This window comes from Pseudomonas sp. NPDC090208 (genome assembly GCF_044746785.1).
In the GTDB taxonomy this organism is placed as follows: Bacteria; Pseudomonadota; Gammaproteobacteria; order Pseudomonadales; family Pseudomonadaceae; genus Aquipseudomonas.
Window position 1 is genome coordinate 55,006 of sequence record NZ_JBIVCU010000006.1, and the last position, 19,590, is coordinate 74,595.

Genomic DNA, 19,590 nt, shown 5'->3' on the forward strand with positions numbered 1-19,590 from the left:
GAATTCATTACATGGCACAGAAAACCATCCGCGTCGGTTCCATCGACATAGCCAACGACAAGCCAATGGTGCTGTTCGGCGGCATGAACGTCCTGGAATCGCGCGACATGGCGATGCAGGTCTGTGAAGAATACGTACGGGTCACCGAGAAGCTCGGTATCCCTTACGTGTTCAAGGCCAGCTTCGACAAGGCCAACCGCTCGTCGGTGACCTCGTACCGTGGTCCGGGTATGGAAGCCGGCCTGCGCATCTTCGAAGAGATCAAGAGCACCTTCGGTGTGCCGGTGATCACCGACGTGCACGAGCCTTTCCAGGCAGCGCCGGTTGCCGAAGTCTGCGACATCATCCAGCTGCCGGCTTTCCTGTCGCGCCAGACCGATCTGGTCGTCGCGATGGCCAAGACCGGTGCAGTGATCAACATCAAGAAAGCCCAGTTCCTCGCGCCTCAGGAAATGAAACACATCCTGACCAAGTGCGAAGAAGCAGGTAACGATCAGTTGATCCTCTGCGAGCGCGGTTCCAGCTTCGGTTACAACAACCTGGTTGTGGACATGCTCGGCTTCGGCATCATGAAAGCCTTCGAATACCCGGTGTTCTTCGACGTGACTCACGCCCTGCAGATGCCGGGTGGTCGCTCCGATTCCGCTGGTGGTCGTCGTGCCCAGGTCACCGACCTGGCCAAGGCCGGCATCAGTCAGGGCCTGGCCGGTCTGTTCCTGGAGGCGCATCCGGACCCGGACAACGCCAAATGCGACGGTCCGTGCGCGCTGCGCCTGAACAAGCTGGAACCGTTCCTGACCCAGCTGAAAGCTCTCGACGAGCTGGTCAAAGGCTTTCCGACGATAGAAACCGCCTGACGGCTGCTTCTACGGTAAAGTGCCGCTCGTTTCCTTCCCGGCCGCAAGGTCGGGAGCTCCTGTCGTGTCGGGCCTGCCCTTCTTGCGCCCGGAACGTCAGCCGTTTTTCCCGCTGCGTCGTTTTCGTCAATCTTGGAGTGTTAACAACAATGGCAAAAATCGTCGACATCAAAGGTCGTGAAGTTCTCGACTCCCGTGGCAACCCCACCGTGGAAGCAGATGTGCTCCTCGACAACGGCATCATCGGCAGTGCCTGCGCGCCGTCCGGTGCATCCACCGGCTCGCGTGAAGCACTGGAGCTGCGTGATGGCGACAAGAGCCGTTACATGGGCAAGGGCGTTCTGAAGGCTGTTTCCAACATCAACGGCCCGATCCGTGACCTGCTGCTGGGCAAGGACCCGGCCGATCAGAAAGCGCTGGACCGCGCGATGATCGAGCTGGACGGTACCGAGAACAAGGCCAAGCTGGGCGCCAACGCCATCCTCGCCGTCTCCCTGGCTGCGGCCAAGGCTGCCGCGCAGGATCAGGACCTGCCGCTGTACGCGCACATCGCCAACCTCAACGGCACCCCGTGCGTCTACTCGATGCCGGTTCCGATGATGAACATCATCAACGGTGGCGAGCACGCCGATAACAACGTCGACATCCAGGAATTCATGGTGCAGCCGGTTGGCGCCAAGTCCTTCTCCGAAGGTCTGCGCATGGGCACCGAGATTTTCCACCATCTCAAAGCCGTGCTGAAGGCCAAGGGTCTGAGCACCGCAGTGGGTGACGAAGGTGGTTTCGCGCCGAACCTGGCGTCCAACGCCGACGCACTGGCCGCCATCGCCGAAGCGGTCGAGAAGGCCGGCTACAAGCTGGGCACCGACGTGACCCTGGCCCTGGACTGCGCCGCCAGCGAGTTCTACAAAGACGGCAAATACGACCTGTCCGGCGAAGGCAAAGTCTTCGACGCCGCCGGTTTCGCCGACTACCTGGCCGACCTGACCAAGCAGTACCCGATCATCTCCATCGAAGACGGTCTGGACGAGTCTGACTGGGCTGGCTGGAAAATCCTCACCGACAAGATCGGCGACAAGGTGCAACTGGTGGGTGACGACCTGTTCGTGACCAACACCAAGATCCTGAAAGAAGGCATCGACAAGAAGATCGCCAACTCGATCCTGATCAAGTTCAACCAGATCGGCTCGCTGACCGAAACCCTGGAAGCCATCCAGATGGCCAAGGCGGCCGGTTACACCGCGGTGATCTCGCACCGTTCCGGTGAAACCGAAGACTCCACCATCGCCGACCTGGCAGTCGGTACCGCTGCCGGCCAGATCAAAACCGGTTCGCTGTGCCGTTCCGACCGCGTTTCCAAGTACAACCAACTGCTGCGTATCGAAGAGCAATTGGCTGGCAAGGCCAAATACAATGGTCGCGCCGAGTTTCGCGGCTGATTGCAAGATGGTAAAAAGGCAGCACGCGTCGTAGGAGGAATCGCCGAAAGGTGATTCCCCCTGGCGTTCTGATCCATGAGCCCGGTCATCGCCGGGCTCTTGGTCATTTGAAATGGTCGGTTTTGCTGTCTTTCTTTACCGGGTAACAGATATTCGTCATGCGCAGTCCTAACTGGTTGTTCCTCATTCTGCTTTTGCTGCTTGCGGGTTTGCAGTACCGCTTGTGGGTGGGTAACGGCAGTCTTGCGCAGGTGGCCAGTCTGACCCAGCAGATCGCCGATCAACATGCCGAAAACGAGGTCTTGCTGGAGCGCAACCGGGTCCTGGACGCGGAAGTGCTGGAGCTGAAGAAAGGCCTGGAAACCGTTGAAGAACGTGCCCGCCACGAACTGGGCATGGTCAAGGACGGCGAAACCCTTTATCAGTTGGCACAGTGACACCGGCGTAATGGCACATTCCCTTCCTGCCTTCTGGGCAGTGATTCCCGCGGCGGGCGTTGGCGCACGCATGGCGGCAGACCGTCCCAAGCAATATCTGCAACTGGGCGGCCTCACGATTCTTGAACACAGCCTGCTCTGCTTTCTCGATCATCCCCGGCTCAAGGGCCTGGTGATCAGTCTGGCTGTGGATGACCCTTACTGGCCCACCTTGCCCTGCGCGCTGGATTCGCGGATTCAGCGCGTCAATGGCGGCAAGGAGCGTGCAGACTCGGTGCTCAACGCATTGCTGCATCTGCACGCCAACGGCGCCGACGACAATGATTGGGTGCTGGTCCACGATGCGGCGCGGCCGAATCTGACACGCTCGGATCTGGACAACCTGCTGGCCGAACTGGCGACCGATCCGGTTGGCGGCCTGCTCGCGGTGCCGGCCAAAGACACCCTGAAACGGGCCGACGCCAACGGCCGGGTGACGGAAACCGTCGACCGCAGCCTGATCTGGCAGGCATACACGCCACAGATGTTCCGCCTCGGCCCGTTGCATCGCGCTCTGGCGGACAGCCTGGTGTCGAACGTTGCGATCACCGACGAAGCCTCGGCCATCGAATGGGCCGGTCAGTCGCCCCGGCTGATCGAAGGCCGCGCCGACAACATCAAGGTCACCCGCCCGGAAGACCTGGAGTGGCTGCGTCAGCGCCGTGGCGAGTTCAACCGCTGACTGAGAACAACGCCGCCCCTGTAGGAGCTGGCTTGTCCTGCGAGCGGCTGCGCAGCACTGACAACTGTGCAGTCCTGGCACACCGCGTTTGCCGGATTGACTGCCGGTTCCCGGCAGGTCGCGGGACAAGCCGCGCTCCTACAGGGATGTGCAGGGCGACTAGCGATATTCCGGCCGCAACGCCAACCCTGTCTTCAAATAATCCACCAGCTTGCGCACCTTCGGCGATAAATGCCGTTGCTGCGGATACAGCGCCCACACCGCTGTATTAGGCGGCTGATGGGCGTCGAGCAGCGAAATCAGCGCGCCGCTTTTCAGGTGTTCGAGCACGTAATAATCCGGCAACTGACACAGTCCCACACCCAGCAGCGCCGCATCCAGCACCGCCTGACCGCTGTTGCAGCGCCAGTTGCCGTGTACCCGTTGAGAGAACTCGCGACCGTTCTGCTGCAGCAGCCAGCTGTCTGAACTGCCGATCAGGCAGTTATGCCGACTCAACTCTGACAGGCTGTGCGGACGGCCATAGCGTTCCAGATAAGACGGTGACGCGCACAGGTACATCCGCCGTGGTGCCAGGCGTGTCGCGACCAGCCGTGATTCCTGCAGACGCCCGAGGCGGATCGCCAGGTCCATGCCTTCATGTACCAGATCCAGCGTGTTGTTGGTCAGTTCGATATCGACCCGCAATTGCGGGTACTCATCCATGAAGCGTGTCACCAAGGGTGCGATGAAGCGCTCGCCATACGCCACTGCGCAAGTCATGCGCAGCAGGCCCTTGGGCTCGCTGGTGAGATCGGTCACGGCGCGCAACGCTTCTTCGCGACCATCCTGCAGGCGCTGACAGTGATGCAGAAACGTCTGGCCGGCCTCGGTCAAGGCCACCTTGCGCGTACTGCGATAGAGCAGGCGGGTCTGCAAGCGTTCTTCCAGACGGGCGATCTGCCGGCTGATGTGCGACGACGACACGCCCATGCGTTCTGCAGCGGCGGTGAACTGGCCACACTCGGCCACGGCGACGAACTCGTCCAGACCTTCCCAGCGATTGGCGTACATTGATTATCCCTGTACAGCATTAATGTTTTGCTTTTGCCTGGATTATTCATCAAACGGCACTGCTTTACACTCGCTGCTCTGTTTAACGTTATCCCACCCGCTGGAGAAGATTGATGATCAAGTCACGTGCAGCCGTTGCCTTCGCTCCCAACGAGCCTCTGCAAATTGTCGAAGTGGACGTCGAGGCGCCGAAGGCCGGTGAGGTCCTGATCCGCACCGTGGCTTCCGGCGTGTGCCATACCGACGCCTACACCCTGTCCGGCGCCGACTCCGAAGGCGTGTTCCCGTGCATCCTCGGTCACGAAGGTGGCGGTATTGTCGAAGCGGTCGGTGAAGGCGTTACCTCGCTGGCAGTGGGCGACCATGTGATCCCGCTGTACACCGCCGAATGCCGCGAGTGCAAATTCTGCAAATCCGGCAAGACCAACCTCTGCCAGAAAGTCCGCGCCACCCAAGGCAAGGGCCTGATGCCGGATGGCACCACCCGTTTCAGCTACAACGGCCAACCGATCTATCACTACATGGGTTGCTCGACGTTCTCCGAGTACACCGTGGTGCCGGAAATCTCCCTGGCAAAAATCCCTAAAGACGCGCCGCTGGAAAAGGTCTGCCTGCTCGGTTGCGGTGTGACCACCGGTATCGGCGCCGTGCTCAACACCGCCAAAGTAGAAGAGGGCGCCACCGTTGCCATCTTCGGTCTGGGCGGCATCGGTCTGGCGGCAATCATCGGCGCGAAAATGGCCAAGGCTTCGCGGATCATCGCCATCGATATCAACCCGACCAAGTTCGACGTGGCCCGTGAGCTGGGCGCAACTGATTTCATCAACCCGAAAGAGCACAGCAAACCGATTCAGGAAGTGATCGTCGAACTCACCGACGGCGGCGTGGATTACAGCTTCGAGTGCATCGGTAACGTGCAACTGATGCGTGCTGCCCTGGAGTGCTGCCACAAGGGTTGGGGCGAGTCGATCATCATCGGTGTGGCGCCTGCCGGTCAGGAAATCGCCACCCGTCCGTTCCAGCTGGTGACCGGTCGTGTCTGGCGCGGTTCGGCATTCGGCGGCGTCAAGGGCCGTACCGAGCTGCCAAGCTACGTCGAGAAGTCGCAGAAGGGCGAAATCCCGCTGGACACCTTCATCACCCACACCATGGGCCTGGACAAGATCAACGAAGCGTTCGACCTGATGCATGAAGGCAAGAGCATCCGCTCCGTCATCCACTTCTAACAGCAGCCACAAGCGGCAAGCCATGAGCGGCAAGCGAGCGCAACTCCTCGTCTCGCAGCTGGAGGCTGCCGCTTGAAGCCGGGAGGAACGACCCGTGAGTCTTGAGAATCTGTCGTGCCAGAAGAGCTTCGGCGGCTGGCATAAACGCTATAAACATCACTCCGATGTGCTGGGTTGCGACATGGTGTTTGCCGTGTATCTGCCGCCTCAGGCCGAGCAGGGCGGCAAGCTGCCGGTGGTTTACTGGTTGTCGGGGCTGACCTGTACCGATGAAAACTTCATGCAGAAAGCCGGTGCCCAGCGCATCGCAGCCGAACTGGGTCTGATCATCGTCGCGCCGGACACCAGCCCTCGTGGCGCCGATGTGCCGGATGACCCGGACAACGCCTACGACTTCGGTCTGGGCGCCGGTTTTTACCTCAATGCCACCCAGCAGCCGTGGGCGCGCCACTACCGCATGTACGACTACGTGGTCAGCGAGCTGCCGGCGCTGATCGAAGCGCACTTCCCGGCTTCGGACAAGCGCAGCATCAGCGGCCATTCGATGGGCGGCCATGGCGCGCTGGTGTGTGCCTTGCGCAATCCCGGTCGTTATCAGTCGTTGTCGGCGTTCTCGCCGATCAGCAACCCGATGGATTGTCCGTGGGGGCAGAAGGCCTTTTCCCGTTATCTGGGTGAAGACCGTTCGCGCTGGCGCGAGTGGGATGCCAGCGTGCTGATCGCCGAGGCCAGCGAGCGTCTGCCGTTGTTGGTCGATCAGGGCGACCGTGATGACTTCCTCGCCAACCAGCTCAAGCCCGAAGCATTGGTGCAGGCGACGAAGGCGGTGGGGCATCCGTTGGAGTTGCGCATGCAGCCGGGGTACGACCACAGCTATTACTTCATCGCCAGCTTCATCGAAGACCACCTGCGTCACCATGCCCGCGCCCTGAACGGGCAAGGCTGATTGCCATTATCACCGCAGCCGACGCGGGCTGCAGATGAATGACAATTGCTCCTAATGTCAGACAAAGCAGGTAGAATCACGCCCTGACTTTTTCAGGGCGTTTTTCTATGCGTATTGGCCACGGCTACGATGTGCACCGGTTTACCGACGGTGACTTCATTACCCTGGGTGGGGTGCGGATCGCACACAAATTCGGCTTGCTCGCGCACTCCGATGGCGACGTGCTGCTGCACGCGTTGAGCGATGCCTTGCTGGGTGCTGCCGCGCTCGGCGACATCGGCAAGCATTTCCCTGATACCGACCCGCAATTCAAGGGAGCCGACAGCCGCGTGCTGCTGCGTCATGTGCTCAAGCAGGTACAAGCCAAAGGCTGGAAAGTCGGTAACGTCGACGCCACCATCGTCGCCCAGGCGCCGAAAATGGCGCCGCACATCGACACCATGCGCGCATTGATCGCCGAAGACCTGCAAGTCGAACTCGACCAGGTCAACGTCAAGGCCACCACCACTGAAAAGCTGGGCTTTACCGGCCGTGAAGAAGGCATCGCCGTTCACGCGGTCGCGTTGTTGATCGCCGCATGACCGAATTCGAACTGCTGGGCCCGCGGGCTCATGGCGATGCCCTTGGGCGTGCCGTACTCAAAGCCACTGCTGAAGACTTTCAAGTCGACGAAGTGCTGGACATTCCATTGTCCGGTGACGGCGAGCACCTGTGGCTGTGGGTGGAAAAACGCGGTCTGAATACCGAAGAAGCCGCACGGCGGCTGGCCCGCGCAGCAGGCGTGCCGTTGCGTACGGTCAGCTACGCCGGGCTGAAAGACCGCCAGGCCCTGACCCGTCAGTGGTTCAGCATTCAGTTGCCGGGCAAGGCCGATCCGGACATATCGGCGGCGGAAAACGAGACACTGAAGATCCTCGACAGCAAGCGCCACAAGCGCAAGTTGCAGCGCGGCGCCCACGCCGCCAACGGTTTCACCTTGCGCCTGACCCAACTGCAGGCCGACAAGGCCGCTCTCGATCAGCGCCTGGAGAACATCCGCCAGCAAGGCATTCCCAACTATTTCGGCGCGCAGCGTTTTGGCCATGACGGCGGCAACGTCGGCGAAGCGCGGCAGTATGCCGAGCGTCAGGCCCTGCCCGAGCAGCGCAATGTGCGTTCGCGCCTGCTCTCCACTGCCCGCAGTTACCTGTTCAATCAGGTGCTGGCAGCGCGGGTGGCCGACGGCAGTTGGCAACGGGCGCAAGTGGGCGATCTGTTGGCGTTCACTGACAGCCGCAGCTTTTTCCCGGCCGGCGAGGCCGAATGCAGCGACCCGCGTCTGGCCATTCTCGACCTGCACCCGACCGGTCCGCAGTGGGGCGAGGGCGAGTCGCCAGCAGGCGGCGCGACCGCTACGCTGGAAAATGCCATCGCGCAGCGTGAGTCGGCGCTGTGCAACTGGTTGATAAAAGCCGGAATGGCGCACGAACGTCGCATCCTGCGACTGCCCATCGGGCGGTTGACGTGGCATTATCCCGAGCCTGACATTCTGCAACTGGAATTCGTCCTGCCGGCCGGATGCTTCGCCACTGCCTTGGTGCGCGAACTCGTCGATCTGGTGCCGACAGGACAGACGGACAGCTCATGCGTATTCTGATTTCAAATGACGATGGGGTCACGGCACCCGGCATCGCCGCGCTTTACGGCGCGCTGGCGGACTATGCCGAATGCACGGTCATCGCGCCCGACCAGGACAAAAGCGGTGCCAGCAGTTCCCTGACCCTCGACCGGCCTTTGTATCCGCACACGCTGGATAACGGCTTCATCAGCCTGAATGGCACGCCTACCGATTGCGTTCACCTGGGTCTCAATGGCTTGCTGCCGTTTGAACCGGACATGGTGGTGTCGGGTATCAATCTGGGCGCCAACCTGGGCGATGATGTGCTGTATTCCGGCACGGTGGCAGCGGCGCTGGAAGGGCGCTTTCTGCAACGGCCATCGTTCGCGTTTTCCTTTTTGTCACGTCAGGTCGATAACCTCGCGACCGCCGCGCATTACGCCCGGCTCCTGATCGAGGCCCATGAGCAACTCGATCTGCCGCCACGTACCGTATTGAACGTGAATATTCCGAACCTGCCGCTGGCTCATGTGCGTGGCATCCAGCTGACCCGTCTGGGCCATCGGACCCGTGCCGCCGCGCCGGTGCGCGTGGTCGATCCGCGTGGCAAGGCCGGTTACTGGATCGCGGCAGCCGGCGACGCCGAAGACGGCGGCCCGGGGACCGATTTCCACGCGGTGATGCAAGGCTTCGTCTCGATTACTCCGTTGCAGCTGGATCGAACCTATCAGGATGGTTTCAACAGCCTGAACGCATGGCTGGAGGGAATGGCCTGATGTCGCGTGAGCAAGATGATCTGTTACGTCGTGGCGTGGGGTTCACCTCACAGCGTACTCGCGAGCGCTTGATCCAGCGTCTGTACGAAGAAGGCATCACCAACAACCAGGTGCTGGAGGTCATTCGCAAGACGCCGCGGCACCTGTTCGTCGACGAGGCGCTGGCCCACCGCGCCTATGAAGACACTGCGCTGCCGATCGGCAACAACCAGACCATTTCCCAGCCCTATATGGTCGCGCGCATGAGCGAGCTGCTGCTGGCAGCGGGGCCGCTGGACAAGGTTCTGGAGATCGGCACCGGCTCCGGCTATCAGACAGCGGTACTGGCGCAACTGGTGGAGCGGGTGTTCTCCGTGGAACGCATCAAGAGCCTGCAGGACCGCGCCAAAGAGCGTCTGGTCGAGCTCAATCTGCGCAACATGGTGTTCCGTTGGGGCGATGGCTGGGAAGGCTGGCCGGCACTGGCGCCTTACAACGGCATCATTGTCACGGCGGTGGCGACAGATGTACCGCAGGCGTTGCTGGATCAACTGGCACCCGGCGGGCGCCTGGTGATTCCGGTCGGTTCGGGTGAAGTGCAACAACTGATGTTGATTGTCCGTGAGGAGCACGGCTTCTCTCGGCATGTCTTGGGTGCCGTGCGTTTCGTGCCGCTGCTCAATGGCCCGTTGGCATAGAGGCAAATTTGCATCAGCAATGAATTCCGTGAAGCGCTGCCGGTCTACAGGTCGGCATTTTGCGGACGGCGTCAGGCCCTCCAACAGCGCAATCGCTGCGATTTTTTTTGTAATCCGTTTTTCCATGGCTGCCCGTCATGATCCAGACATCACAGGCAGCTTTAATTCAGTCACCGGTAAAGGGAGTGGCGGGTGAGTCTCACAGTCATTCGGCAGCTTACGTCGTCAACAAGTGTTCAGCGTCTGCTGAGTGGCATCGCCTTGAGTGTCCTTCTGGTCGGATGTTCCAGTGCGCCATCGAACGGCGTGCGCGTCGTCGACCGCAACAATGGCAAACCGGCGGCGCCGGTTCGCCAGCCAGTGACCACCGGCCAGTACGTCGTGAAGCGCGGCGACACGTTGTTTTCCATTGCTTTTCGTTACGGCTGGGACTGGAAAGCCCTGGCTGCCCGCAACAATATTCCTGAGCCGTACACCATTCACGTCGGACAGGCGATTCGCTTCGACGGCCGTTCAAATTCAACATCCAGTGTTGCAACGGCGGCACCGGTTGTAGTCCCGCCAGCGACGACCAACAGCTCGACTTCGCCTTCCGGGTCCTTGAAAACCACGGTGATAACGCGGCCTGTAGGCGTTACACCGGTTGTTGTTCCACCGCCTGCGACGGCCCCGGTCACCGAACCGGTCAATACACCTGTAGTGGCTGGAGCCCGTTCATCGAGTGGTTGGGCATGGCCAACTAGTGGCGTTTTGATCGCCAAATTTTCTTCAAACGGTAGTTTGAATAAAGGAATTGATATCGCTGGTGATTTGGGACAGCCTGTTTTGGCCGCGTCTGATGGATCGGTTGTCTACGCCGGAAGTGGATTAAGGGGCTACGGCGAATTAGTGATCATCAAACACAGCGATACCTACGTCAGTGCATACGGTCATAACCGTAGGCTGTTGGTTCGGGAGGGACAACAGGTCAAGGCAGGGCAGACAATTGCCGAGATGGGGTCAACGGGAACTGATCGGGTGAAACTGCATTTCGAGATTCGCCGTCAGGGTAAGCCTGTGGATCCGCTGGAATTCTTGCCACGTCGTTGATCGGTTGCCAGCCTGTTCCTGCGTAGAGGGGACAGGCTCAAGTGATGCCATGGATGAAGGCGCCACTGGAGCTTGAGGTCGAACTCACCAAAGGACTATAACAATGGCTCTCAACAAAGAAGCGCCGGAGTTTGACATAGACGACGAAGTTCTCCTCATGGAGCACGGGATCGTCCTGGATTCTGCAACGGATGAGAAGCCAGCTACACCTTCTGTTCGTTCGAAGACCAAAAACTCCGCAGCACTCAAGCAGCACAAGTACATTGACTACACGCGGGCACTGGATGCCACGCAGCTGTATCTCAATGAAATCGGATTTTCTCCCTTGCTGTCTCCGGAAGAAGAGGTCCACTTTGCGCGTCTGTCGCAGAGCGGCGATCCGGCCGGACGCAAACGCATGATTGAAAGCAATCTGCGCCTGGTGGTGAAAATCGCCAGACGTTACGTCAATCGTGGCCTGTCATTGCTGGACCTGATCGAAGAGGGCAACCTGGGCCTGATTCGCGCGGTCGAAAAATTCGATCCGGAACGCGGTTTCCGGTTCTCCACTTACGCGACCTGGTGGATCCGTCAGACCATCGAGCGCGCGATCATGAATCAGACCCGGACCATCCGGCTGCCGATTCATGTGGTCAAGGAGCTTAACGTCTACCTGCGTGCGGCGCGGGAACTGACGCAGAAGCTCGACCACGAACCTTCCCCTGAAGAGATCGCCAACCTGCTGGAAAAGCCGGTCTGCGAAGTCAAACGCATGCTGGGTCTGAATGAGCGCGTATCCTCCGTGGATGTGTCGCTCGGGCCAGACTCGGACAAGACCCTGCTCGATACCCTCACTGATGATCGCCCGACCGATCCCTGCGAGCTGCTGCAGGACGATGACCTTTCCCAGAGCATCGACCAGTGGCTGTCGGAGCTGACCGACAAGCAGCGTGAGGTGGTTGTGCGCCGCTTCGGCCTGCGTGGGCACGAAAGCAGTACGCTGGAAGATGTCGGTCTGGAGATCGGCCTGACCCGTGAGCGTGTTCGCCAGATCCAGGTGGAAGGTCTCAAGCGGCTGCGGGAAATCCTCGAAAAGAATGGCCTGTCCAGCGAGTCACTGTTTCAGTGACAGAGTCGGCTTCGTGAGACGCCATTGAAAAGCCCCGCTTCGGCGGGGTTTTTTGTGGATGATTTCCCGAATGCGCTTCATCACTGTAGGAGTGAGCTTGCTCGCGATTACGTCATGTCAGTTGCACTCGCTGTTCCGGATACGCCGAATCGCGGGCAAGCCCACTCCTACAGAAGCCGATCCCGGTGTCCGTTTTTACGATACCAAGTCCGTCTCATGAATCTCCGGTTAAACCGGCGTTGATATGACGCCTCTGATATAAGTTGTTGCGTCGGTCAATCTAACTTTAGTTGTAAGAGATTTCTTACCAGCTCTGTAAGTTATCGTCGTATTTAGCCAGCGAATTGATCTTTCAGATGCACAAGATTTTTCTTATGTGCCTGTATTTACTGGTTTTTTCTCATGATTAGTTGCGCGTCTAACAATGTTTTGCAAAGACTATGGGGCTTGTTCCGATCGGTTAAATCACTAAGATCTCAACTGTACCGACGGATTGGCACAGGCAGTCAAGGATGATCGCCCATGGACATCACAGGATGTGATTCATCAGGATGATGACAAGGATTAAAGGGATTAAGGAAAAAATGTGGGCGGGTCAAACCGCCCCTTTTTTTTGCCCGCAGAAAAGTGCGGTGTGCAGAAACGCGAAAGGCCCCGCAGGGCCTTTGCTTGAAACGACTGACGCTTAGCGCTCGAGGTCGGCGATCTTGCCGGTCTTGCCATCCCACTCTTCAGCGTCAGGCAGCGCGTCTTTGCGCTCGGTGATGTTCGGCCAGACGTCTGCCAGTTCGGCGTTCAGCTCGATGAAGTTTTCCATGCCGGCAGGGATCTCGTCTTCCGAGAAAATTGCCTGGGCCGGGCATTCAGGCTCGCACAGCGCACAGTCGATGCACTCATCCGGGTGAATCACCAGGAAGTTCGGGCCTTCGTAAAAGCAGTCCACCGGACAGACTTCTACGCAGTCGGTGTACTTGCACTTGATGCAGTTGTCGGTGACGACGAAGGTCATTTCTAATTCTCTCCTCAGGCGGCGGCAGCAGAGCCCTTCACGGCAGGGTTGCTCGGTTGGGAACGTTCCCGGGCATTCTGAACACGGTCAGCCTCGTCCCATCCCGAGTCGGGGTAGCAAAACGAGGCTTTGGTTCGCCGTGTCCGAACGCGGCTCGGATCTCTTACGGCCAGGCTCCAGGCCTTGCCGTTCCCAAACCGCGCGGGATTCTAACAGCTTGTTGCAAATACCGTTAGATCCGGTTTTGCAGTCCATATAACCATTCGATAGCTTGGCGCGGCGTCATGTCATCGATTTTCAGCTTCGCCAGCTCTTCAAGGACCGGGTGCGGCAACGAGGCAAACATGTCGGCTTGCTGTGGCGCCGGTGCCTTGCCTGGTTTTGGTTTCGGCTGCTCATGAGGCAGGCTGGTGGTTTCCAGACGCTGCAGATGTTCCTTGGCGCGGCTGATTACCTTGCCTGGAACCCCCGCCAGCTGGGCGACGGCCAGACCGTAGCTCTGGCTGGCCGGGCCTGGCAGCACTCGGTGCAGGAACACGATTCGTTCGTTGTGTTCGGTGGCGTTCAGATGCACGTTAGCCACCAGCGGCTCGCTTTCCGGCAGCACCGTCAGTTCGAAGTAGTGCGTGGCGAACAGGGTGTAGGCGCGCAGCTGGGCGAGACATTCTGCCGCAGCCCAGGCGAGGGACAGACCGTCGAAAGTACTGGTGCCGCGGCCGACTTCGTCCATCAGCACCAGGCTCTTGTCGGTGGCGTTGTGCAGAATGTTGGCGGTTTCGCTCATTTCCACCATGAAGGTCGAACGCCCACCGGCCAGGTCGTCGCTGGAGCCGATCCGGGTGAAGATACGGTCCACCAGCGACAGCTCACAGCTGGCCGCCGGCACGAAGCTGCCGATGTGGGCCAGCAGCACGATCAGTGCGGTCTGGCGCATGTAAGTGGATTTACCGCCCATGTTCGGACCGGTGATCACCAGCATGCGCGTGTTGTCGTTGAGGTCGAGATCGTTGGCCACGAACGGCGTGGACAACACCTGCTCGACCACCGGATGGCGGCCTTGCTCGATACGCATGCACGGCTCGCTGGTGAAGCGCGGACGACTCAGGTCAAGGTTCAGCGCACGCTCGGCAAGGTTGCTCAGCACATCCAGCTCGGCCAGTGCGGCGGCGGTGTCCTGCAGTGGCGCCAGATGGCCGATCAGGTCTTCCAGCAACACTTCGTAGAGCATTTTTTCGCGGGCCAGGGCACGGCTCTTGGCTGACAGTGCCTTGTCTTCGAACTCTTTCAGTTCAGGGGTGATGAAGCGTTCCGCACCCTTGAGCGTCTGTCGACGGATGTAGTCAGCCGGAGCCTGTTCAGCCTGCTTGCTCGGCAATTCGATGAAATAACCGTGGACCCGGTTGTAGCCGACCTTGAGGTTGGCAAGGCCGGTACGGGCTTTCTCGCGGGCTTCGAGATCGATCAGGAACTGGCCGGCGTTTTCGCTCAGCGACAGCAACTCGTCCAGTTCGGCGTCATAGCCGGTTTTCAATACGCCGCCGTCACGGATCACCGCTGGCGGGTTGTCGATGATCGCGCGTTGCAGCAGATCGGCCAGTTCAGGGTAGGTGCTGGTGGTTTTGGCCAGTGCCTGAATGTGCGGAGCTTCCAGCTCGGCCAGGGCCCGTTGCAGTTCCGGGAGAGCGCCGAGCGCATCGCGCAGGCGGGCCAGATCCCGTGGCCGCGCATTGCGCAGGCCGATACGGGCGAGAATACGTTCGATGTCGCCGATTTCTTTGAGCTGTGGCTGCAGCTGTTCGAAGCGGTAACGGTCGAGGAAACAACTGATCGACTCTTGCCGTGCCTCCAGTACCTTCAGATCGCGCAGCGGGCGGTTCAGCCAGCGGGTCAGCAGGCGAGTGGCCATGGCTGTCTGGCAGCGGTCCATGACCGACTGCAGGGTGTTGTCGCGACCGCCGGACAGGTTGGTGTCCAATTCCAGGTTGCGCCGGCTTGCACCGTCGAGGATCACGGTGTCGTCCATGCGCTCATGACGCAGGCTGCGCAGATGCGGCAGGGCGGTGCGCTGGGTTTCCTTGGCGTAGCCCAGCAGGCAGCCGGCAGCGCCGATGGCCAGGGTCAGCATTTCGCAGCCGAAACCTTTGAGGTCCTGGGTCGAGAACTGCTGGCACAGGCTCTTGTGCGCCGAGTCCCGCTCGAAATCCCATGGCGCACGGCGACGTGAGCCGCGACGCTTCTCGGCTGGCAGGCCTTGTGGCCAGTCATCCGGAATCAGCAATTCGGCAGGGTTGAGGCGATCCAGTTCGGCCAGCAGGTTTTCCCAGCCCTTGATTTCCTGCACGGTGAAATTGCCACTGGTGATGTCCAGCACGGCCAGGCCGAACAGGCGCTCGTCACCCAGAACGGCCGCGATCAGGTTGTCGCGGCGTTCGTCGAGCAAGGCTTCGTCGCTGACGGTGCCCGGGGTGATGATGCGCACGACCTGACGCTCGACCGGCCCCTTACTGGTAGCCGGGTCGCCGATCTGCTCACAGATCACCACCGACTCGCCCAGCTTCACCAGCTTGGCCAGGTAGCCTTCGGCCGCGTGGTACGGGATGCCGCACATCGGAATGCTCTGACCGGCAGACTGGCCGCGGGCGGTCAGGGTGATGTCCAGCAGCTTGGCGGCCTTTTTCGCGTCCTCGTAGAAAATCTCGTAGAAGTCGCCCATGCGATAGAACATCAGCTGGTCCAGGTGCTGATTCTTCAGCTTCCAGTACTGCTGCATCATGGGGGTATGAGCGGAAAGGTCGGAAATGGCTTTATTCATCGGCAATTCGGGCAAATTCGTGGGAGATTGGGGCAAATGTGGGGCAACGCCTGAGGCACCCGCGAAGGGGGATGGCGTCGGATCCGGCTATTTTTGCGATGGGCAAGGTTACCACGCACGGTCAGTGATCGCAGGCCCGGCGTATTCGTCACTGCGCGTTTCCGGATCGACACGAGGCGCTGCAGGCTGTCTAGGCTGTCGAAGTCGCCGCCCGCCCAGAGGACGGCAACTTCGAAAAGGATTGCCAGATGCATTGCTCAGCCTGTTACGCCCGGCCCTGTCTTGCGCACGCGCTTCGGTCGTGTAGCGTGTGCGCGAATGTCTTCAACGATACGGAGAAGCGCCGTGGATGAAATCACCGAACTTTCGGCCTTGCTCGGCCAGCGCCTGCGGGACGTGAGCGCGCAGGTCAGCACCGCCGAATCCTGCACCGGCGGCGGCATTGCCGAAGCGATTACGCGTATTCCCGGCAGCTCGGCCTGGTTCGAGGCGGGGTATGTCACCTATTCCAATCAACAGAAAACCCGGCAGTTGGGCGTGCCCCATGAGTTGTTCGGCCAGGTCGGTGCGGTCAGCCGCGAAGTGGTCGAAGCCATGGCCCAGGGAGCGCAGGCCAACAGTGGTGCGCAGTTTTCGGTGGCGGTCAGCGGTGTGGCCGGTCCGGACGGTGGTTCGGTCGAGAAGCCGGTAGGGACAGTCTGGATTTGCTGGGGCGCTGCCGAGCAATTGATTTCCCTGCGTTTTCAGTTTGCCGGCGATCGCGATGCCGTACGCCGACAAACGGTGAAGGCCGCGCTAGAGGGCCTGATCGGCCTGACCCGCGGAGAAATACCAAATCGGGGGTAGGCGTGGGCTCAACCCTGTGGAATAATACTGTTCACTTATACAGTTATATCGGCCGTGAGGCCTAACCGATTACGAGAGGACTTCAATGGACGAGAACAAGAAGAAAGCCTTGGCTGCGGCCTTGGGTCAGATCGAGCGCCAGTTCGGCAAAGGTGCCGTGATGCGCATGGGTGACCATGACCGCCAGGCTATTCCTGCCATCTCCACTGGCTCGCTGGGCCTCGACATCGCGCTGGGCATCGGCGGCCTGCCAAAAGGCCGTATCGTGGAAATCTACGGCCCTGAATCGTCCGGCAAGACCACCATGACCCTGTCGGTGATCGCCGAAGCCCAGAAAATGGGCGCGACCTGTGCATTCGTCGACGCCGAACACGCGCTCGATCCTGAATACGCCGGCAAGCTGGGCGTCAACGTCGACGACCTGCTGGTTTCGCAGCCGGACACCGGCGAGCAGGCGCTGGAAATCACCGACATGCTGGTGCGTTCCAACGCCATCGACGTGATCGTGGTCGACTCCGTGGCCGCGCTGGTTCCAAAGGCCGAGATCGAAGGCGAAATGGGCGACATGCACGTCGGCCTGCAAGCCCGTCTGATGTCTCAGGCGCTGCGCAAAATCACCGGTAACATCAAGAACGCCAACTGCCTGGTCATCTTCATCAACCAGATCCGTATGAAGATCGGTGTGATGTTCGGCAGCCCGGAAACCACCACCGGTGGTAACGCGCTGAAGTTCTACGCATCGGTTCGTCTGGACATCCGCCGTACCGGCGCGGTGAAGGAAGGCGACGAAGTGGTCGGCAGCGAAACCCGCGTCAAGATCGTCAAGAACAAGGTGGCTCCGCCGTTCCGTCAGGCCGAGTTCCAGATTCTTTACGGCAAGGGTATCTACCGCAACGGCGAAATCATCGACCTGGGCGTGCTGCACGGTCTGCTGGAAAAATCCGGCGCATGGTACAGCTACCAGGGCAACAAGATCGGTCAGGGTAAAGCCAACTCGGCCAAGTTCCTGCAGGACAACCCGGAAATCGGCGCGACCCTGGAGAAACAGATCCGCGACAAACTGCTGACTGCAGCACCTGACGTCAAAGCCCAGGCTTCCCGTGTTGCCGAAGAAGACGACATGGCTGAAATCGAAGCTGACGCCGACCTCTGATTGCCGTCATGTCAGTTGAGCTGGATACGCCGGTCGCAGTACGGCGTACTGCAATGGACCTGCTCGCACGCCGCGAGCATGGTCGAGTCGAGCTGACGCGCAAGTTGCGTCAGCGCGGCGCTCCCCCCGAGCTGATCGAATCAGCCCTCGACCGTTTGACGGAAGAGGGACTGCTTTCCGAATCCCGTTACCTCGAAAGTTTCGTTTCCTATCGCGCCCGTTCCGGCTATGGCCCTTTGCGTATCCGTGAAGAGTTGGGCCAACGCGGTTTGCAACGCTCCGATATCGAACAGGCGTTGCGTGAATGCGGGATCGACTGGCGAGAAAAGCTGGAAGAGTCCTGGCAGCGCAAGTTTGCCGGACAGTTGCCCAAGGATGCCCGTGAAAGGGGGCAGCAGATGCGCTTTCTGAGTTATCGCGGATTTCCCCCGGAGCTCATCAGCCGTTTGTTGAGCGGTAAAAGCAGCGACGATTACTAGCTGTTTTGCCTGCCCGTAGCAGCCTGGCTTGCCTGCGATGGCTTTTTGAGTGGCTATCGCCGGTAAGCCGGACTGTTACAAATCTCCCTCAAGTGGTCTGCAACGGCTCTCTACCGCGCACGTGCTGCGGTGAAGCTGGTCTGGCCCAGTTCTCGCTCTGATTGATGAAATTCACCAACGCGCGCAGACGTCCCTGATTGCGGCCATTGAATCTGAATGCCAGTCGCGTCAGGTGGCTGAATTGCGCTTCGTCGTCGTGCTCTTCCTGACTCCCGTATTGACGGAAATCGTCGCTCAGACGCAGATCGGCAAAGCTTTGCTGCATCTCTGCCAGTGCCTTGTCGGTCAATGGATGCTGCATGCGAATGACGAAGGTGTTCTTCAGCCAGCGGCTGGAGTGGTAGTTGCCGTAGAACTGGTTTATTTCGGCAACGGCCTCGTCCGCGCTGTACACCAGCTTCAGCAAGTTCATGTCGGAAGGAAGGATGTAGCGGTTGCCTTCCAGTTCATTGCGGATGAACGTCAGTGCGCCTTCCCAGAACGTACCGCCCGGCGCGTCAAGCAGGACCACCGGCACCAGCGGACTCTTGCCGGTCTGGATCAGGGTCAGCACTTCCAGGGCTTCATCCAGCGTGCCGAAGCCGCCAGGGCAGAGCACCAGCGCGTCGGCTTCCTTGACGAAGAACAGCTTGCGGGTGAAGAAGAAGTGGAATGACAGCAGGTTGTCGGTGCCGTCGATGGTGGCGTTTGCGTGTTGTTCAAACGGCAGGGTGATATTGAAGCCGATGCTGTGGTCCAGCCCCGCACCCTCATGGGCGGCGGCCATGATGCCGCCACCGCCGCCGGTGATGACCATCAGATCGGAGGCCGCGAGGCTGGCGCCCAGTTCCCGGGCCAGGGCAAACATCGGGTGTTCGACCGGCGTGCGCGCCGAGCCGAACACCGTGACCTTGCGGCGCCCCTTGAATCGTTCGAGCACGCGAAAGGCGTTTTCCATTTCCCGCAGCGTCTGCAGGACAATCTTGGCATTCCAGCGATTGCGGTCGTCCTGGGCCATGCGCAGGACGGTCAGGATCATGTCGCGGTACAACGGAAGATTGGGGCTGTGGGGAGCGATCAGGGCGAGTTGTTCTTCGACTTTGCCGGTATGGTCGATCCCGTTGCTCTGAAAATGACGAGACAACACATCGTTGGGGACGTAAGGCATTCAGGCTTTCTCCTTTTGCAAAATCTCAATCCTGTCTGCTGCGACAGGATTGATGATGTGCCCGAACGGAGGGGCTGGCAACGATTGTTTGGTGCAATCGGGCTCTGTTTTCCCGCTCGTCGGGCAGCGCGTGCAGCTCGATCGCTTGTGATTTACTG

19 protein-coding genes are annotated in these 19,590 nt (G+C 60.0%); 15 read left to right on the plus strand and 4 right to left on the minus strand.

Features of this window, described 5'->3' with window-relative positions; translation table 11 throughout:
- The first annotated feature begins 11 nt into the window (after positions 1-11).
- The 4 genes from kdsA to ispD all read left to right on the plus strand — a co-directional run bounded on the left by kdsA (position 12) and on the right by ispD (position 3,454).
- Positions 12-857 carry a 3-deoxy-8-phosphooctulonate synthase gene (kdsA, locus tag ACIPL0_RS12345; RefSeq protein WP_400596925.1) on the plus strand — a complete coding sequence of 282 codons (846 nt, stop codon included), beginning with the start codon at positions 12-14 and terminating at the stop codon, positions 855-857.
- A 149-nt stretch (positions 858-1,006) separates the two neighbouring features.
- The gene (gene eno / locus ACIPL0_RS12350) at positions 1,007-2,296 is read left to right on the plus strand and encodes a phosphopyruvate hydratase (RefSeq protein WP_400596926.1); all 1,290 of its coding nucleotides are present in this window, start codon (positions 1,007-1,009) and stop codon (positions 2,294-2,296) included.
- A 158-nt stretch (positions 2,297-2,454) separates the two neighbouring features.
- Entirely contained in the window at positions 2,455-2,733 is a 279-nt protein-coding gene (gene ftsB / locus ACIPL0_RS12355) for a cell division protein FtsB (RefSeq protein ID WP_400596927.1), read from the plus strand.
- A gap of 10 nt (positions 2,734-2,743) precedes the next feature.
- Positions 2,744-3,454, plus strand: a complete 711-nt coding sequence (gene ispD / locus ACIPL0_RS12360) for a 2-C-methyl-D-erythritol 4-phosphate cytidylyltransferase (protein WP_400596928.1) — start codon at positions 2,744-2,746, stop codon at positions 3,452-3,454.
- Between the two features lie 159 nt (positions 3,455-3,613).
- On the opposite strand, the gene ACIPL0_RS12365 is transcribed toward ispD, so the two are convergent.
- Positions 3,614-4,507 (minus strand): LysR substrate-binding domain-containing protein, encoded by an 894-nt coding sequence (locus ACIPL0_RS12365; RefSeq protein WP_400596929.1) that lies wholly within the window; start codon positions 4,505-4,507, stop codon positions 3,614-3,616.
- 113 nt (positions 4,508-4,620) lie between these two features.
- Here ACIPL0_RS12365 and ACIPL0_RS12370 point away from each other — a divergent pair, with 113 nt between their 5' ends.
- From ACIPL0_RS12370 to rpoS, 8 genes are all read left to right on the plus strand, one after another.
- Entirely contained in the window at positions 4,621-5,733 is a 1,113-nt protein-coding gene (locus ACIPL0_RS12370; RefSeq protein WP_400596930.1) for an S-(hydroxymethyl)glutathione dehydrogenase/class III alcohol dehydrogenase, read from the plus strand.
- Between the two features lie 94 nt (positions 5,734-5,827).
- Positions 5,828-6,679: an S-formylglutathione hydrolase gene (gene fghA, locus ACIPL0_RS12375; protein WP_400596931.1), complete on the plus strand. Its 852-nt coding sequence runs from the start codon at positions 5,828-5,830 to the stop codon at positions 6,677-6,679.
- Between the two features lie 107 nt (positions 6,680-6,786).
- Positions 6,787-7,260 carry a 2-C-methyl-D-erythritol 2,4-cyclodiphosphate synthase gene (ispF, locus tag ACIPL0_RS12380; protein WP_400596932.1) on the plus strand — a complete coding sequence of 158 codons (474 nt, stop codon included), beginning with the start codon at positions 6,787-6,789 and terminating at the stop codon, positions 7,258-7,260.
- Positions 7,257-8,315, plus strand: coding sequence for a tRNA pseudouridine(13) synthase TruD (gene truD / locus ACIPL0_RS12385; RefSeq protein ID WP_400596933.1), 1,059 nt, complete (start codon positions 7,257-7,259; stop codon positions 8,313-8,315). Before ispF ends, truD begins: the two co-directional genes overlap by 4 nt.
- Positions 8,303-9,052 carry a 5'/3'-nucleotidase SurE gene (gene surE, locus ACIPL0_RS12390; protein ID WP_400596934.1) on the plus strand — a complete coding sequence of 250 codons (750 nt, stop codon included), beginning with the start codon at positions 8,303-8,305 and terminating at the stop codon, positions 9,050-9,052. Before truD ends, surE begins: the two co-directional genes overlap by 13 nt.
- Positions 9,052-9,729: a protein-L-isoaspartate(D-aspartate) O-methyltransferase gene (locus ACIPL0_RS12395; protein WP_400596935.1), complete on the plus strand. Its 678-nt coding sequence runs from the start codon at positions 9,052-9,054 to the stop codon at positions 9,727-9,729. Before surE ends, ACIPL0_RS12395 begins: the two co-directional genes overlap by 1 nt.
- Positions 9,730-9,921: 192 nt before the next feature.
- The gene (locus ACIPL0_RS12400; RefSeq protein WP_400596936.1) at positions 9,922-10,818 is read left to right on the plus strand and encodes a peptidoglycan DD-metalloendopeptidase family protein; all 897 of its coding nucleotides are present in this window, start codon (positions 9,922-9,924) and stop codon (positions 10,816-10,818) included.
- A 103-nt stretch (positions 10,819-10,921) separates the two neighbouring features.
- On the plus strand, positions 10,922-11,926 hold the full coding sequence (rpoS, locus tag ACIPL0_RS12405; protein ID WP_400596937.1) for an RNA polymerase sigma factor RpoS: 1,005 nt from the start codon (positions 10,922-10,924) through the stop codon (positions 11,924-11,926).
- 685 nt (positions 11,927-12,611) lie between these two features.
- Here the strand turns inward: rpoS and fdxA are convergent.
- On the minus strand, positions 12,612-12,935 hold the full coding sequence (gene fdxA / locus ACIPL0_RS12410; protein ID WP_122318745.1) for a ferredoxin FdxA: 324 nt from the start codon (positions 12,933-12,935) through the stop codon (positions 12,612-12,614).
- A 232-nt stretch (positions 12,936-13,167) separates the two neighbouring features.
- Positions 13,168-15,735, minus strand: coding sequence for a DNA mismatch repair protein MutS (mutS, locus tag ACIPL0_RS12415; protein WP_400597133.1), 2,568 nt, complete (start codon positions 15,733-15,735; stop codon positions 13,168-13,170).
- Between the two features lie 330 nt (positions 15,736-16,065).
- Between mutS and ACIPL0_RS12420 the strand changes: the two genes are divergently transcribed.
- From ACIPL0_RS12420 to recX, 3 genes are all read left to right on the plus strand, one after another.
- Complete coding sequence (locus ACIPL0_RS12420; protein WP_400596938.1) at positions 16,066-16,593, plus strand: CinA family protein; 528 nt, start codon at positions 16,066-16,068, stop codon at positions 16,591-16,593.
- Between the two features lie 85 nt (positions 16,594-16,678).
- Complete coding sequence (recA, locus tag ACIPL0_RS12425; RefSeq protein ID WP_400596940.1) at positions 16,679-17,746, plus strand: recombinase RecA; 1,068 nt, start codon at positions 16,679-16,681, stop codon at positions 17,744-17,746.
- Between the two features lie 8 nt (positions 17,747-17,754).
- A complete protein-coding gene (gene recX, locus ACIPL0_RS12430) occupies positions 17,755-18,225 on the plus strand; it encodes a recombination regulator RecX (protein WP_400596941.1) in 471 nt (156 codons plus the stop codon).
- Positions 18,226-18,313: 88 nt separating this feature from the next.
- Here recX and ACIPL0_RS12435 read toward each other — a convergent pair whose 3' ends face one another.
- A complete protein-coding gene (locus tag ACIPL0_RS12435) occupies positions 18,314-19,432 on the minus strand; it encodes a TIGR00730 family Rossman fold protein (protein ID WP_400596942.1) in 1,119 nt (372 codons plus the stop codon).
- Positions 19,433-19,590 lie beyond the last annotated feature (158 nt).